Source organism: Candidatus Pseudothioglobus sp. Uisw_050_01 (assembly GCF_048085775.1).
GTDB lineage: Bacteria > Pseudomonadota > Gammaproteobacteria > PS1 > Pseudothioglobaceae > Pseudothioglobus.
In genome coordinates this window covers 102,972-117,943 of record NZ_CP159804.1, presented here as the reverse complement: position 1 = coordinate 117,943, position 14,972 = coordinate 102,972, and the positions used below count along the sequence as shown (strand labels likewise).

Sequence of the window (14,972 nt, the reverse complement as noted above, 5' to 3'; positions counted from 1 at the left end):
AATCGCCTATTGAAAAATATATTCTATAGTGAATTGCGAAATTAATTAATACAATTAGGATCATTCAAACCTGCAAATTTTTATGCAGATATGTTAATATGTTCCACATTAGGATTACCACTTAAGAACTACTTAAACTTTTAAGGAAAATTATGTCAAAAAATAAAATTCTTTTAGCTTTTCTAATGTCTATGCTATTTACTAATTCCTTTGCTGATTATATATCTGGGCAGAGAGAATATGTCAGTGGTAACTATGAAAGTGCTATTACTGAATGGACTCCAGTTGCTGAAGATGGAAATGCAAGAGCTCAATACAACCTTGGTTGGATGCATGCAAATGGTAAAGGAACAGCACAAGATTTTAAGGAAGCAATTGAATGGTATAAAAAATCTGCCGAACTGGGTAATGTTAACGCACAATATAATTTAGCCAATCTATATCTCAGAGGTCAGGGTGCTGTCCAAAATGATAAACTTGCTTTTAGTTGGTTTATAAAAGCTGCTGAACAGGGTGATGCTCCAGCTCAATATAACCTTGGAAGAATGTATCTTCTTGGTAAAGGGGATGATAAAAATATCTTAGAAGCTAGATTTTGGATTAAACAAGCTCTAGAGAATAATGATGCATATATTGGCGCGCTTGCACAACAAGTCTGGGATGATTTTAAACTTGCAACTTACTAGCTAAAATATTACTCTAAAAAGCCTAACTATTAAGTTAGGCTTCTAAAGCTACGACTGAGCAAGTCTCAATGCTTATTTTCTCAGCCTCAATAATCGCAATTGTCTCTGCTGCTTGAAGCAATAAATCAAAGTTTGTCTTATTACCAGATAAAATCTCATCGACAAAAGCTCGAATTTCATGCTCGTAACCCATCCCTTCTTTTAACTTTATAGATTTAGGCTCAAACCCAGCTCTGAATAGTTTTAATGTTTCATCTTCATCTAAAAGATAGCTGAGAGTGCCATTTTCAAAATTAGCAGTATATGACATATTAAAACCGTAGCCTTCCTGCATAGCCCATGTTCCTTCAGAGCTTACTAGGGGAGATGCATTAGTCTTACTAAATATATAATTTGTAACAACATGGTCTACACCTCCACTTGGGCCTTTGTATCCTTGGCTAAAGACTGCGTCTGGCAATCCTAAACAGTAATTAATAAAGTCAGTATCATGCACATGCAGATCTAAAAGGGCACCACCGCACTGGCTCTCATCAGAATAAAATGCACCTCCTGGAAAACTTGTCTGCCTCTTAAAGTTGAGTGATAAGCATTCTCCATAAGTGTTATTTTCAATTGCTTCCTTAAGAACAACCCATGCTGGCCAGTATCTTAGACACATAGCCGACATGACATGACATGAAGATTTTTTTTTGGCTAACTGGATAATTTTTTTTGCTTCATCATAAGTTCTAGCTAATGGCTTTTCAACTAACACGTGTTTATTCTTAGCTAGTGCAGCTTCAACAAAAATAAAATGCAGATCAGTCCCAACGCATATATCAACTATATCAATGTCTGGATTATTTATAAGGTCCATACCGTCAAGATATTTTTGAACACTAAGACCTAGAACTCCACCTTCAGCCTGGCCACTAATATTACCCTCTGCTTTGCTTGATCCATCTAGTCTACTCTGAATTGAATCCGCAATAGCGATGACTTCAATATCATTTATTTTTGAATAAATATCCAAATGGGTTGACCCCATACTTCCAAGGCCAATTACGCCAACTTTAAGTTTATTAGTCATAGGTTTTAAATTTAAGAAATAGAGTTGAAATCGAATAATTGATCCATTGCAGCAGATGTACGAGATAAAATTGTTTCATCCCAAGGAAGCATTTCAGCGATTATCGTATTTTGATAATTAATTGCCTTAAGTGCGTCTATTGTTTCCTTCCAAGGCACATCACCAGCCCCAAGATCACAAAAACTAAAACTACCAGTCCAGTCAAAATTTTCTTGAAAATCCTTTATTTGAACTCTTTTTATTCTTGAGTTAAGTAACTCAATCCAGTGAGGTGGATGTTGCTGATAACCAATAAGATTGCCTATATCTAGATAAACACCTAATTTATTTGAATCAAAAGAATCAATAAAATCCCTAAGCTCAATAGGTGAATAAAAGAAGCCATTCCATACGTTTTCAAGGCATAAGTCAACATCAAGATCTTCCGCAATTGGCAGCAACTGATTGACCGCATCTCTTAACCGATCTAGAGCTCTATCATAACGAACAATATCAGTAGAAATTGGACTTTTAACTACGCCAGGGACTATTAATAATGCCTTACACCCAAGATTACCAGCAACCTTTAGTGCATCTTGGTGAAGACTAATTGATTTTTTACGAGTAGCCTCATCATTACTAGTTGGGCTTACCCCCCAACTTATTCCAGTAGCCAAACTATCTACAAAAACCCCCGAATCATTAATAGTTTGTCGTATCTTTAAACATTCAGATTTAGTGGTGTTAGTTGTTAAAACGCCGTCTGTTGATATACCAAGCTCTAGTGCATCGAAGCCAAAAGTTTTTGTCTGTGTTAATGCAGATTCTATTGACTCAGTATTTGCCAGTCCATTTTCAAAAGAAAGATAACTTATACCTTTAATCAAAACCCCACTCCTTTAATCAAAACCCCACTCCTTTAATATAATGAGTCCAATTCTTTCCACGTCTCAGCCATATCAACAACTTGTCCTGAACTCATACTTTCATCAATTGCCAAAGCAACTAAACCAGCTGTTATAGCCTCTTTTGGTCCAACAGGCAGGGATTTTAAATCACCTCTAAGAAAGCTTGCAATATCCTCACACATTAACTTATCTGCACCATAATGAGCTGGATAATTTACCTCATCAGGAGCCATTGAAACACTAAAATCATGATCCTCTATGCACTTACCAGTTCGCGCATCTGTAATTTTGAGTCCGCCTCTTCCAAAGTCACCTTCAGCCATACCTCGACTTCCAATAATACAAAAACGCCGCTGCTCATCAGGAACATTAATGCTGGTATGAAATGAGAAAGTTACATTATTTGGGTATTCTATTAATGCGTTCTGATGATCAATAATATCAGCGTTACTCGTAAATGGATCATCAGCGCTTTCCCAATAAGATTTTTTTATTTGGTAAACATCATCATGCTCATTTCCATTAGGAGCCTCTGAAGGAATAAAGTTGTTTCGCCCACCAAAACTAATTACTCTGGATGGTCTATCGCCAACAATACTATTATATAAATCAATATCATGGCAACATTTTTCTAACATAAAACCTCCTGAATATTTTTCAAGTCGGCGCCAATCTCTCATAAAGAATGATCCATGAAATGGAGCTATATGTTCATTGGCTTCAAGTGAAGTTATATTTCCTAAAGTTCCAGCATCAAGAACTCTCCTCAGTTCTCGCATGTGCACTGAATATCGCAAAACAAGTCCAACAATTAATTGGTATTCACCATATTTTTTTATTAATTTAGCGAGACTAAAGCTATCCTCTTTTGTCGTAACAATAGGTTTTTCTGAGAAAACTTTTAAGCCAGCCTCAAGACCGCCTTTAATGTGCTCTAGATGAAGATGATTTGGAGATGCAACCCATAGAAGATCAAGACTACATTTTTCAATCATCTCATCAAGGGTTTCAAATCTAATTAAATTATGGGGGACATCATCAAGTATAGATAATCCACATGGATCAGGATCAACATAACCAACTAAATCTAATTCTGGTAGATCCTCTACAAGCATTTTAAGAACATTTGCAGCTCTTAAACCTAGGCCAACAATTCCAGTTTTCATGATTATTCTCTTATTTCTTTTTATTCGTTTTCTTAAGTGCCTGTCCTGATGAGTCGAAAGTATGGCACTTAGAAGAATCAAAAACTAGGTTGACAGTTTCACCTGGTTTAATAATTGAGTCACTAGGCACTACAGCGCAGAAATTACTATTGCCTAAAACAGAGCCATGTAAGATAACTGTTGCTCCAATATGTTCAACAACTTCAACACGCATTGGAACCCCGCCTTTTGATGAAGAAACGACTAGATCTTCTGGTCTTATTCCAACATCTATTTCATCACCTGCTTTTGTGCTAGAGACGTCAACAGCCAAGTCCAAATTCAAGTCACCAATATTTGCAACTAGTTTTTTATTTTTAATTTCTGTATCAGTTGTTTTAAGGAAGTTCATATTTGGTTGGCCGATAAAGCCTGCCACAAACTTTGTTTTAGGATTATGATATAAATCCATTGGTGATCCTACCTGCTCTATAACGCCATCACGCAATACAACAATCTTATCAGCCATTGTCATCGCTTCAATCTGATCATGAGTAACATAAATCATTGTTGTCTTTAAATTTTGATGGAGCTTTGCTAGCTCAACCCGCATATCTCCGCGAAGAGCTGCATCAAGATTGGATAAAGGCTCATCAAAAAGGAATACTTTTGGATCTCTAACAATAGAGCGGCCAATGGCTACCCTTTGGCGTTGGCCTCCTGATAGTTGGCCTGGTTTGAAATCTAAACGATCTCTTAACTGCAAGATATCCGCAGCTTTAAATACTTTTTCTTCCAGTTCCTTTTCATTAAGTTTTGCAACCCTAAGTGGGAATGCTATATTTTCAAAGACTGATAGATGGGGATAGAGGGCATAGGATTGAAAAACCATTGCGATACCTCTTTCAACTGGAGGTGCATTAGAAACATCTTTATCATCAATAATTACACTACCTGACGTCGCCTCCTCCAAGCCTGAAATGATTCTTAATAAGGTTGTTTTTCCACAACCCGAAGGTCCAACAAAAACAACGAATTCTTTATCCTTTATTTCTAAATTAATATCAAATAAAACTTCTGTTTCATCAAAACTTTTATAAATATTTTCAAGTTTTACTGTTGCCATTCTTTCTTCCTTAAAAAGAGCGCATACTCAGTGCGCAATTAAATTATCTATTACTTATGTTTAAAGCAAGCTTCAAAAGGGTACTTTTAAATTAACCTCTTTTTGAAGTAAGCCTTTAAAAAAATTCAGGGGTAACTAATAGTTACCCCTGAAATAGTCAACTAATTGACTTAATTACCTTCTGCTAAAATTTCAGCAGCTTCTGCAACTAAATCAGCAGCAGAACCTTCACCCAAGATCATGCCTTGGATAGCACCATTGATGCCAGCTTGCAATGCTTTAAAGTCTTCAAACATTGGCTCTGGACCGCCACTACCAATTGGCGCAACAAACGTCTGCCAGTAGTCAGTAGTATAGTAAACATCATCCATCATTTTCTCATACTGCATGATTGGTGTTAAGCCCCAGCTCTTATCTAGGTCATACTGTGCTTCACCAGATGAAAGCATAGAAGCTAACTCCATTGCTAGATCTTCATTAGCAGAACCCTTAAATACTGCAATTGAGTCAGTAATTAATAATGTTCCACTTGAACCACTAGGACCAGCAGGAATAGGGACAACTATTTCAGCAATATTATCATTATGCTGACCAGCACCCCATGGACCATTAATATACATTCCAATCTGACCATCGTTATACAACTGAGTCAACTGTCCACGCTCATAGCCCATTGGGCCTTCCTGAGCAACACCAGCTAACTTACCATAAAACTCAAGAGTTTCGATAGTCTCAGGACTATTAAAAGTTATCTCACCAGTATCTGCATCATTTACAGAGCCGCCATTACTATATAAGTAATTTAGGAATTGGTGCATAGTGTTGTCAAAGTCCTTTCCAGTTATGCCAATACCCGCAGCTGAAGTATTATCATTGATTGCTTTAGCCATTGCATGCATACCTGTCCATGTCTTAGGAGCAACACAAGCCATGCCTGCTTCTTCAACTAAACCACAGTTGATAAATAGAGCTTTAGTAGAGAAAGCGTGAGGGAAGCCCCAAGTTTTTCCACCACTAGATACTGTATTAAGAATACCTGGCTGATACATTTCCTTCTGATCATCAGCAATATCTACTGGAATAATCAGACCGCTTAGAGCTAGTTGCTTCAGAGTACGTGAACCCATATAAGCCAAACCAACAGGATCACCAGCTGCTGCTAGTGTCATTGCTTTGTCCTGGCATGTTCCCCAAGGAACCGCTTCAGCATTCACTGTAACGCCTGAGTATTTTGCTTCAAAAGTAGAAATTACTACTTTATCAGCTTCACGGATTTCACCACCGCACATTATCATATGCACTTCTTCAGCTTGCACTGGAGCCATTAAACCTGCACCCAATACCGCTAAGAAGAGTGCTTTTTTTATATTTTTCATTTACTTCTCCTTTTCTATTTACATCAAGTTACTAGAATTAAATTATCCTAATAACACTTTATGTGAGACTTTTGAATCTCACTCCTTTACCGCACCTGAAGTTAAACCTGATATGAGATGTTTCTGCATAAACAGGAAAATTAACAACACGGGCAGAACTCCAACAAGACTTGCTGCCATCATTTCATTCCAGAGCACTGTCTGGTATCCAATAAACTCAAAAATACCAGCTGGTAGTGGCATGTAATCTCTATTTTGATTAAAAGTAATTGCAAATAAAAATTGTTGCGCATAAGCGCCAATAAACATTGCAACACCAACCACAATTAAACCAGGAACTGCTAGAGGCAGGATTACACGCCTAAGGGTATAAAGGCGAGATGCACCATCAACAAATGCAGCCTCCTCTAACTCATAGGGTATCTTCTCTAAAAAAGACTTAAGCAGCCATATTCCTGTTGGTATAAGAAACGCCACACCAGGAATAATCATAGCCCAATAGGTATTTAATAAACCATAAGAGCGTAATAATTTATACAAAGGGATTAAAAGAACCGCTCCTGAAAACATGTTTACAGCCAAAAAGAGGGTAAGACTAGTAGTTTTTCCTCGAAAGTTGAAACGTGCATAGGCATAGGCGGCTGGAACAATAAAGCACATTGATAAAAGAGTAACAGCTGATGCTATGAATACGCTATTAAAAATATAACGCGGTAATTGAGGAACGGTAACCCACATATCTCTGTACGCCTGAAAACTCATAGTATCTGACCAAAACCTGCTCATAAAATCAAAAAAACTCATCGTCTCACCCATTGGAACATCTGGCCTAGTAAATAAATGAGTGATTGGCCTGAGAGAAGCTACAAACATTTCAACAAAAGGAAGCAACATAAACAATATGAATATTGCGAGAGAGACATAAATTCCAATCTTATGAAGTAATGAGTACTTATCCATCATTTCTGAACCCCACCATAGCCATATTTTTTACTCAATCTTCCTAGTACAGTTAGGTAAAGTACTGAAAACACACCTAATATTAATACAACAAGAACCGCTCTTGTCGCGCCAGCACCAAACTTATAATTAAAGATCGCTGTTTTAAAGGTATCAATAATTAATGTAGTGGTTGCCCCACGAGGACCGCCCTCTGTCAAGATCCAAATAATTTCAAATGAATTAAAAGTCCAGATTGCTGACAGTAAAGCCATAGAGACAATGGTAGGCATAATTTGTGGCAAAGTAATCCTTCTAAATCGATACCACCTCGAAGCACCATCAACATACGCAGCCTCATATAAGTCTTTTGGAACGCCCTGCATTGCCGCCAAAAAGAATAAGGTTACCATTGGCGTTCCAATCCAAACATCGGTCACAACTGCTGAATAAAAAGCGCTCTGCTTATACGCTAAGAAACTAAAAGGCCCGTCTGTGATACCCACCATCTCTATAAAATTTGAGAGTAGGCCAAAATGACCATTATAAAGCCACACCCAACCAAAACAGCCAATTGCTATAGGCACAATCCATGGCGGCATAACTAAAGCACGCATAAGTCCGCGCCCCCTTATATTACTCGCCAAAAGTGTTGCGCCAATTAAACCTAAAATCATTTTGAAACCAACAGATAAGAACATCCAGTAGAAAGTTCGAGTGACTATCGCAGGAAACTTTCGACCTCCAATGGCTTTTTCATAATTTTCCCAGCCTATAAAATCAGCACCCCCCATTAGGGTTCCAAGGTTCGAATTAGTAAAAGACAGGCGGAAGGTTTCATACAAAGGCCAAAGTACAATCCAAAACATAACCATTGCAGCAGGCGCAATTAATGCCCAAGCAAACATTGTGGTTGTTTGTGATTTGGTTTTGGGTTTCAGCATTTGTATCAAACTACTCACTGGCCAAAGCCTCCTTATTCGTTAATGGATCGGACATGATATCAAAATTCTCAGCTTTATAGTGGTCCCATTCAATTTTATCAAATAATTCTCGATAGCTAGTTACAGCTAAATCACCCAACTCAGAGCCTTTTCTTCTGTTTGATTCACTCGACCAGGCGCTTTCTGCTAGTCCAAGAATTCTTGGGCACAGCATTGATTCCATTTCGTTATCCTTAAGAATCGTTTCACACCAAAGATGTCCTTGAATTCCCTGAATATTAGCTTCAAGTTCTGGCTCATTATTTGGAATAATGGGCCAATCAACAACTTTCTCAAAAGGTATCACTGCTGCCCAATTTGCTCCACGATCAGCGTAATTTCTGCTCTGGACCATATCAAAATAAATGTGCTCAGCAGGGCATAGGACGACTTTATAACCTTCTCTTGCTAAATCAAAACCGGATTCCAGATCCTGCCAAGAAAATAGTAATTTTTCTGACCTATCATCATGGTGCTCACCATCTTCAGCCTCCTGCCAGGAAGCTGTTTTTTTATTATTAAGCTCTACCCTCTTAGAAAGCTTATTAATAAACCAAGAAGCAACATCTTTACCATTATTAAGCCTATGCTTTGCCTTCAACACATCAATTGCAGGCGATTTTGTCCACGATTCTGGTGCAACCTCATCACCACCTAAATGAATATACTCACCAGGAAACATGTCACATAAATCATCAATTAAAGACTCAACAAGCGAAAATGTTTCTGGCATCGCTGGGTTAAGTGTGTTTTCTGAGTATCCTTGTACTGAGACCTCACAACTTTGGTCTTCAGGATCACGCAAACCTGGGAAGAGGTTAATTAATGCCATATTATGCCCAGGCAAATCAAACTCTGGCATTACTTCAATAAAGTTAGCTGTTGCCCTATTGATGACTTTATGCATATCTTCTCTATCATAACAACCACCAGTTGCATCTGGTCCAGAACCAAAAACAGGCGGCACTAGCAAACCATTTCCTCTTTTAGAAGTTGCAGTTGCAACTTCAGGATTTCTATCAAATTTGAAGCGAAAGGCCTCATCGTCAACTCCATGCCAATGAAACTTATTAAGCTTAAAGAGGCTCATTAAATCAAGTAATTTTAATAAACTGTCTACTGAATAAAAATGCCTCACAGTATCCAAATGTTGGCCTCTCCAACCAAATCGAGGCTTATCAACGATAGAGCCACATGGAATTAATTGGTGATATGTTTGGTTTAATTGCATCAAAGAAATAAGGCCATAATAAAAACCTGACTCATCTCCAGCGGTAATTTCAACATCATCACTGGTAATAATAATTTGATATGAAGAGTCACTTAAATGGTTTTGAAGTTTAAGTTTTACAGAGGAGGATGCCTTCTCATTAATTTCATTCACAGGGCCAGAAAAAAGATTAAGATTTAATCGACTACCTAAATCAGAGGCTGACTTGTAAGCATTGTTTATAATGTCACTGTCATTGAATAGTATGTTGATAGGAGCACATAAATTACACACACCAGCACTAGCCTCCCATGAATAAGGATGTGGCACCAACCTTAGTGATTCATGATTTAATTTATCACTAGAATACTTAGGAGTTGGTGCCACGGAGGAGATTCTTTTAAGATCCAAATCAATCATTTCAAGATTAACTACTTCACCGTTATTATTTTTTAAAAAAACGCCCTGGGGAGCCCATCTGTGATTCATTGGCATATGTCTAGATTCTTTATAGGCGTATTTGAAACTCCATTCCTCTCCAGGTTTTAAAACGAAATTTTCAAGATGGGTTAGCTCTATATATCCACCAGCACTTTTAAAAATGCTGCAATTTTCAATAACCTTCACGGGCGCAAGTATGCTGAAACAGAACATGAAATTCTCAATCGACTCATTAGAATTATTAATAAGCGTTGAGCAAAAGTAATTATCTGAATTGATAGATGTTGTCAAAGAAAACTCTGTTGAAATCAATATTTCTCCTCACTGACTAGTATTGTTATAAAACAAAAAACCTTCCTAAGGCTTTGCAGGCATACTAATCTATATAAAAATTGGTAATGAAATGGTATTATATAACAGGTATTTATTAAAAAGTAAATAAGTTTAATTATTTTATAAATAATAATATATTAAAAGACCTATAGTTCTTAAAGATCTCATTATATAAACGATTAAATAAGAAAAAATTGACAAATAATTTAGCTCCTTTCACTTAATATTGAATTTATTATAAAAAATTTACTTTTTAAATTAAGATAGAATATAATAGTACCAATTTAGTACCAATATTTTATTTTATTTACAGCTAATGGATGATATCAACAATCTAGTTAATTTTTTAATGCCCTCTACTGACAGGCCAGAGTCGCTATATAAACAATTATCTAAATCACTTAATAGGGCAATTCAACAAGGTCTTTTAGCGCCTGGAGACGCTTTAATGCCAGAGAGAGAATTAGCAGCTAAGCTTAATATGTCTAGAATTACTGTTCGCAAAGCAATCGATCAGCTGGTAGAAATAGGTCTTCTAAATAAACGTCAGGGTGCTGGAACGATTGTTGCTGAAAGTGTTGATTTAGTTCTTCATAAGAATCTTTCATCGCTAAACAGCTTCACTGCAGATATGAAAAAGAGGGGTCTCGAATCTTATTCAAGAACCATCTTGCGTGAAGAAGGTAAAGCAAGCGCTAAGGAGGCCTTGATTTTAAATTTAGATGAGGATGAATATGTTCATCGCCTCAATAGAGTAAGGTACTTAGTTAATGAGCCGCTACTTTATGAAATTGCTGTAATACCTGCAGCTATCATATCTATAACATCTGCAATTGATGATTCGCTTTATGAGTTACTTGAATCCAAGAATATGAACCCAGTTTCTGCAAAACAAAATATTCATGCCATCGTTGCAGATGATAACCTAGCAGATAAGCTTGAAATCAAGCCAGGTAGTGCAGTGTTGTTTGTGGAAAGAAGAGGCAAGGATTCTAACGGAAGAGTTGTTGAATATACTCAATCTTATTATCGTGGTGATCGCTATGACTATGTTGTGGAGCTTGGATGAAACAAGCAATCACCGGTGCTAAAATATTTTCTGGCAATGAATTCTTTGATCATAAAGCACTCCTAATTGATGATGAAAAAATTATTGATATAGTTAATGATAATTCTATTCAAGATAACTTCAAAATTCAAAAATTAAATGGTGGCATCCTCTCTCCAGGATTTATTGATCTTCAAGTAAATGGTGGTGGTGGGAAACTGTTTAATAACTCGCCAGATAAAGAGAGCTTAGATGAAATAATAATGGCCCATCAACACTTTGGCACGACCAGCATAATGCCAACTGTCATTAGTGACTCATTGAATGTTCTTAAAAGATGTACTTCAACAATATCTAGTGAGGTTAATAATAATAAATCCCTCCTAGGGCTTCATATTGAAGGCCCCTTCTTTAATGTTAAATATCGAGGGGTTCATCAAAAACAATATATCAATACGATAAACAATGATTACTTAAACTTATTTGAAAGCCTACAAGGCTTTCCAGTGATGCTTACATTAGCCCCAGAATGCATTTCTATCAAACAGTTAAAGCACCTTAAATCACTTGGCTTTAAAATTCTAGCGGGCCATACTGATGCAAGCTATGATCAGCTTGAAGAGGCAATTAAATATGGACTTGACGGTTTTACACATCTCTTTAATGCGATGGGACAAATCTCAGCACGTGAACCTGGTGTTGTTGGCTCGGCATTAAATTTTGATAATGCCTCAGCCAGTATTATTGCTGACCTGCATCATGTGCATCCATCATTAATTGAGATGTCTTACAATCAAAAACCTAAAGGAAAGCTATTTTTTGTTTCAGATTCTATGGCCACAATTAATCATGGTGAGCCTTCTTTTGAGCTTTATGATGAGGTAGTTAGTGAATCCAATGGCCGTCTTATCAATTCAGAAGGCAAATTAGCTGGCTCCTCAATAACACAAATTGATGCCATTAAGAACGCCTATCTTAGTTGCAATATCCCATTGAATGATGCTATTGCAATGGCAACACGTTATCCGGCAGAATACCTAGGTGTTGGAAATTATCTTGGCTCCTTGAAATCAGGTTATCGGGCTGACCTTGCTCACTTTGACCTTGACTTTAACATTCATAATGTCTGGGTTGCTGGCAAACACCTAAAACAAGAAGCGCTATGAGAGTCGTTATTCTTCCAAGTGAAAAAGAGGCGAGCAATTTTGCTGCAAGATTTATTGAAAATTTTATAGTCAATAAAGAAAATGCAGCTCTTGGTCTTGCGACTGGCAGCTCTGTTCTTTTAACTTACGAGGCCTTAATTAAAAAGCATAATTCTGACGGCTTAAGCTTCAAAGATATTACTACTTTTAATTTAGATGAGTACGTTGGTTTAAAGCCAGGACATACTCAAAGCTACCGTCATTATATGAACAATAAATTATTTAATCATATTGATATTGATAAGAAAAATACGAATATTCCTGAATGTTTTAATAACGATTATGAGCTTTGTTGTGAAAATTATGAGTCCAAGATTAAATCGATTGGGGGAGTAGATCTTCAATTATTAGGCTTAGGTACAAATGGGCATATTGGATTTAATGAGCCTACTTCTAGCCTCAGCTCAAGGACCAGAGTAAAGACGCTAACTGAAAATACGGTTGCAAACAATGCGCGCTTCTTTGATGATAAGGAGTTTCAGCCATCCATTGCAGTGACAATGGGTATTGGAACAATTATGGATGCTGACAATATTATTCTCATTGGCCTAGGTAAACACAAAAGTAAAGCAGTTGCAGATTTAGTTGAAGGCCCTATATCCTCTTTCTGTCCTGGAAGCGTCCTTCAAAATCATCAAAATGTTGTTATTGTTTTAGATAGTCTTGCAGCATCTGAATTAAAGTTGTATGATTACTATATACACACCGAAAAAATGTACCTTAAATTTATGTGTTGAGTATTAATATTTATTTAATAATTTAATTCCAATATATTGAGTCCAATAATATGAGTTTAATTTTCAAACAACTATTTGAAAGAGAAAGTTGTACTTACACCTACCTTATTGCAGATAGTGATTCTAAAGAAGCCGCAATTGTAGACGCGGTAGACATCATGATTGACAGAGATACAGCTTTGCTAAAAGAGCTAGGTCTAGACTTAAAATTTATTATTGAAACGCATATCCACGCTGACCATATAACCAGTGCGTGTCCTCTAAAAAAATTCTATCCTAAAGCTAAAATTGTTATAGGGATGGAGAATGTTGACGCTGAAGCATGTTCAGATATTATGGCGGGCGAAGGCCATATTCTTTCGATTGGTAATTATGATATTACTGCAATAGAAACCCCAGGGCACACCTTAGGGTGCATGTCGTATAAGATCGGTAATAAAATCCTTACTGGTGATGCATTATTTATACGAAGTACTGGAAGATGTGATTTTCAAGGAGGTTCAGCCATATCTCTTTATGAATCAATTCATAAGCTTTTTAAATTTCCTGATACTACTGAAGTATATCCAGCACATGATTACAACGGATTATCAGTTAGTACCATTGGTGAAGAGAAGAAGTTTAACTCAATGATTAGAGAATCCTTTGATCAACAAACATTTATTAAAAATGTAAATAATTTAAAGTTAAGCATGCCGAAAAAAATAAAAGTATCAGTTCCAGCAAATCAAAGCTGTGGATTAGTAACTGCTATAAATTAGTATTAAGAAAAAACTATTACTCCCTCATACTCACTAAAATTTGACTAGTAGATCAGAGCCAAAAAGATAACGCTAACTATTACGTTAAATAGAATCCAAAGGAAGAAGTAAAAGTTATTTTTACTCACTGTCTTCATTTTCAAGAAGATCAAGCTCTTCATGAAGATCTTTATCACTTCGACTCTTAATACGAAGCTCTTCTAACTCTTGCTCTAAAGTTCTCTTTCTCTTGCGCCTATCATTTGGAGAACCATTTTTCGTATTATATTTAGCAAGTGTCATAAACGCTCATCCTTAAATGTTTCATTAAAGATTGCATCTACTCTTCTTTTAAACTCCTCTTGAGAGTTATTCTCTATGAATATACCTTGAACATACTCTTTAAATTTTTGAGCCTTTTCATATTCTTCTTGCATATTTTCTAATTGTGGTTCTAGTTGTTGGATTTCCATTTTATCTCCTCTCTTAGTTGTTTCATTAGGTTATTATCTCTATTGGAAGCTCGCCTCTAGCAAATGTCTGCTTTAATACTACCGTCGATTCAATACTAGCAATACACGTCAAACTACCAAGCGATTTTTTAACAAAACTTTCATAGCCAAGTAAATCATTTGCAATAATCTTTAAAAGATAATCATGTGAGCCAGTTATGACAGAGCACTCTAGAACTTCTGGTAATTTTTTCATTGCATTTTCAAATAAATCAGCGCTGATATTTGAATTCTCAGTTAGCCTTATAAAGACATAGACCATTGCATTAAAGCCCATCGCTTCAGGATTTATATTTGCACTATACCCATTAATGACTCCCGCCTCTTCAAGTTTTTTAACCCTTCTAAGGCAGGGCGTATCGGACATATTTAATTTTGCAGCCAACTCTGAAATAGCTATTCTTCCCCTATTCTGAAGAATAGATAAAATGCTTAAATCCTTAGTATCGATATTAGTATTCATTCTTAATTTCCAATAAATTAGCGATATTCAATAATAATATACTTTAATTTAATGAATATCTCTATTATT

Annotated in this window: 16 protein-coding genes; 5 read left to right on the top strand and 11 right to left on the bottom strand. The window is 36.4% G+C overall.

Annotated features, from left to right (window positions below):
• Positions 1-152 precede the first annotated feature (152 nt).
• Positions 153-686: a tetratricopeptide repeat protein gene (locus ABXT51_RS00595; RefSeq protein ID WP_416652240.1), complete on the top strand. Its 534-nt coding sequence runs from the start codon at positions 153-155 to the stop codon at positions 684-686.
• A 34-nt stretch (positions 687-720) separates the two neighbouring features.
• On the opposite strand, the gene ABXT51_RS00590 is transcribed toward ABXT51_RS00595, so the two are convergent.
• The 8 genes from ABXT51_RS00590 to ABXT51_RS00555 all read right to left on the bottom strand — a co-directional run bounded on the left by ABXT51_RS00590 (position 721) and on the right by ABXT51_RS00555 (position 10,177).
• Positions 721-1,758 (bottom strand): Gfo/Idh/MocA family protein, encoded by a 1,038-nt coding sequence (locus tag ABXT51_RS00590; protein WP_416695672.1) that lies wholly within the window; start codon positions 1,756-1,758, stop codon positions 721-723.
• 11 nt (positions 1,759-1,769) lie between these two features.
• Positions 1,770-2,624 carry a sugar phosphate isomerase/epimerase family protein gene (locus tag ABXT51_RS00585; protein ID WP_416695670.1) on the bottom strand — a complete coding sequence of 285 codons (855 nt, stop codon included), beginning with the start codon at positions 2,622-2,624 and terminating at the stop codon, positions 1,770-1,772.
• A gap of 32 nt (positions 2,625-2,656) precedes the next feature.
• Positions 2,657-3,811 carry a Gfo/Idh/MocA family protein gene (locus ABXT51_RS00580; RefSeq protein ID WP_416695668.1) on the bottom strand — a complete coding sequence of 385 codons (1,155 nt, stop codon included), beginning with the start codon at positions 3,809-3,811 and terminating at the stop codon, positions 2,657-2,659.
• 10 nt (positions 3,812-3,821) lie between these two features.
• On the bottom strand, positions 3,822-4,916 hold the full coding sequence (locus ABXT51_RS00575) for an ABC transporter ATP-binding protein (protein WP_416695666.1): 1,095 nt from the start codon (positions 4,914-4,916) through the stop codon (positions 3,822-3,824).
• A 170-nt stretch (positions 4,917-5,086) separates the two neighbouring features.
• On the bottom strand, positions 5,087-6,292 hold the full coding sequence (locus tag ABXT51_RS00570) for an ABC transporter substrate-binding protein (protein ID WP_416695664.1): 1,206 nt from the start codon (positions 6,290-6,292) through the stop codon (positions 5,087-5,089).
• 78 nt (positions 6,293-6,370) lie between these two features.
• The gene (locus ABXT51_RS00565; protein ID WP_271556329.1) at positions 6,371-7,255 is read right to left on the bottom strand and encodes a carbohydrate ABC transporter permease; all 885 of its coding nucleotides are present in this window, start codon (positions 7,253-7,255) and stop codon (positions 6,371-6,373) included.
• On the bottom strand, positions 7,252-8,175 hold the full coding sequence (locus tag ABXT51_RS00560; protein ID WP_416696319.1) for a carbohydrate ABC transporter permease: 924 nt from the start codon (positions 8,173-8,175) through the stop codon (positions 7,252-7,254). The genes ABXT51_RS00565 and ABXT51_RS00560 overlap by 4 nt, the downstream gene beginning before the upstream one ends.
• Before the next feature lie 10 nt (positions 8,176-8,185).
• Positions 8,186-10,177, bottom strand: coding sequence for a beta-N-acetylhexosaminidase (locus ABXT51_RS00555; protein ID WP_416695662.1), 1,992 nt, complete (start codon positions 10,175-10,177; stop codon positions 8,186-8,188).
• Positions 10,178-10,514: 337 nt separating this feature from the next.
• Between ABXT51_RS00555 and ABXT51_RS00550 the strand changes: the two genes are divergently transcribed.
• From ABXT51_RS00550 to ABXT51_RS00535, 4 genes are read left to right on the top strand one after another with little or no spacing between them, the layout of a single operon-like run.
• Complete coding sequence (locus ABXT51_RS00550) at positions 10,515-11,267, top strand: GntR family transcriptional regulator (protein WP_416695660.1); 753 nt, start codon at positions 10,515-10,517, stop codon at positions 11,265-11,267.
• Entirely contained in the window at positions 11,264-12,412 is a 1,149-nt protein-coding gene (gene nagA / locus ABXT51_RS00545) for an N-acetylglucosamine-6-phosphate deacetylase (RefSeq protein WP_416695658.1), read from the top strand. The genes ABXT51_RS00550 and nagA overlap by 4 nt, the downstream gene beginning before the upstream one ends.
• Positions 12,409-13,188, top strand: a complete 780-nt coding sequence (nagB, locus tag ABXT51_RS00540) for a glucosamine-6-phosphate deaminase (RefSeq protein WP_416695656.1) — start codon at positions 12,409-12,411, stop codon at positions 13,186-13,188. The genes nagA and nagB overlap by 4 nt, the downstream gene beginning before the upstream one ends.
• Before the next feature lie 50 nt (positions 13,189-13,238).
• Positions 13,239-13,949, top strand: a complete 711-nt coding sequence (locus tag ABXT51_RS00535; protein WP_416695654.1) for an MBL fold metallo-hydrolase — start codon at positions 13,239-13,241, stop codon at positions 13,947-13,949.
• Positions 13,950-14,069: 120 nt separating this feature from the next.
• Here the strand turns inward: ABXT51_RS00535 and ABXT51_RS00530 are convergent, their stop codons facing one another.
• From ABXT51_RS00530 to ABXT51_RS00520, 3 genes are read right to left on the bottom strand one after another with little or no spacing between them, the layout of a single operon-like run.
• Positions 14,070-14,231, bottom strand: a complete 162-nt coding sequence (locus ABXT51_RS00530; protein ID WP_416695652.1) for a hypothetical protein — start codon at positions 14,229-14,231, stop codon at positions 14,070-14,072.
• On the bottom strand, positions 14,228-14,401 hold the full coding sequence (locus ABXT51_RS00525) for a hypothetical protein (RefSeq protein WP_416695650.1): 174 nt from the start codon (positions 14,399-14,401) through the stop codon (positions 14,228-14,230). Before ABXT51_RS00525 ends, ABXT51_RS00530 begins: the two co-directional genes overlap by 4 nt.
• Before the next feature lie 25 nt (positions 14,402-14,426).
• Positions 14,427-14,903: an Lrp/AsnC family transcriptional regulator gene (locus ABXT51_RS00520; RefSeq protein WP_416695648.1), complete on the bottom strand. Its 477-nt coding sequence runs from the start codon at positions 14,901-14,903 to the stop codon at positions 14,427-14,429.
• Positions 14,904-14,972 lie beyond the last annotated feature (69 nt).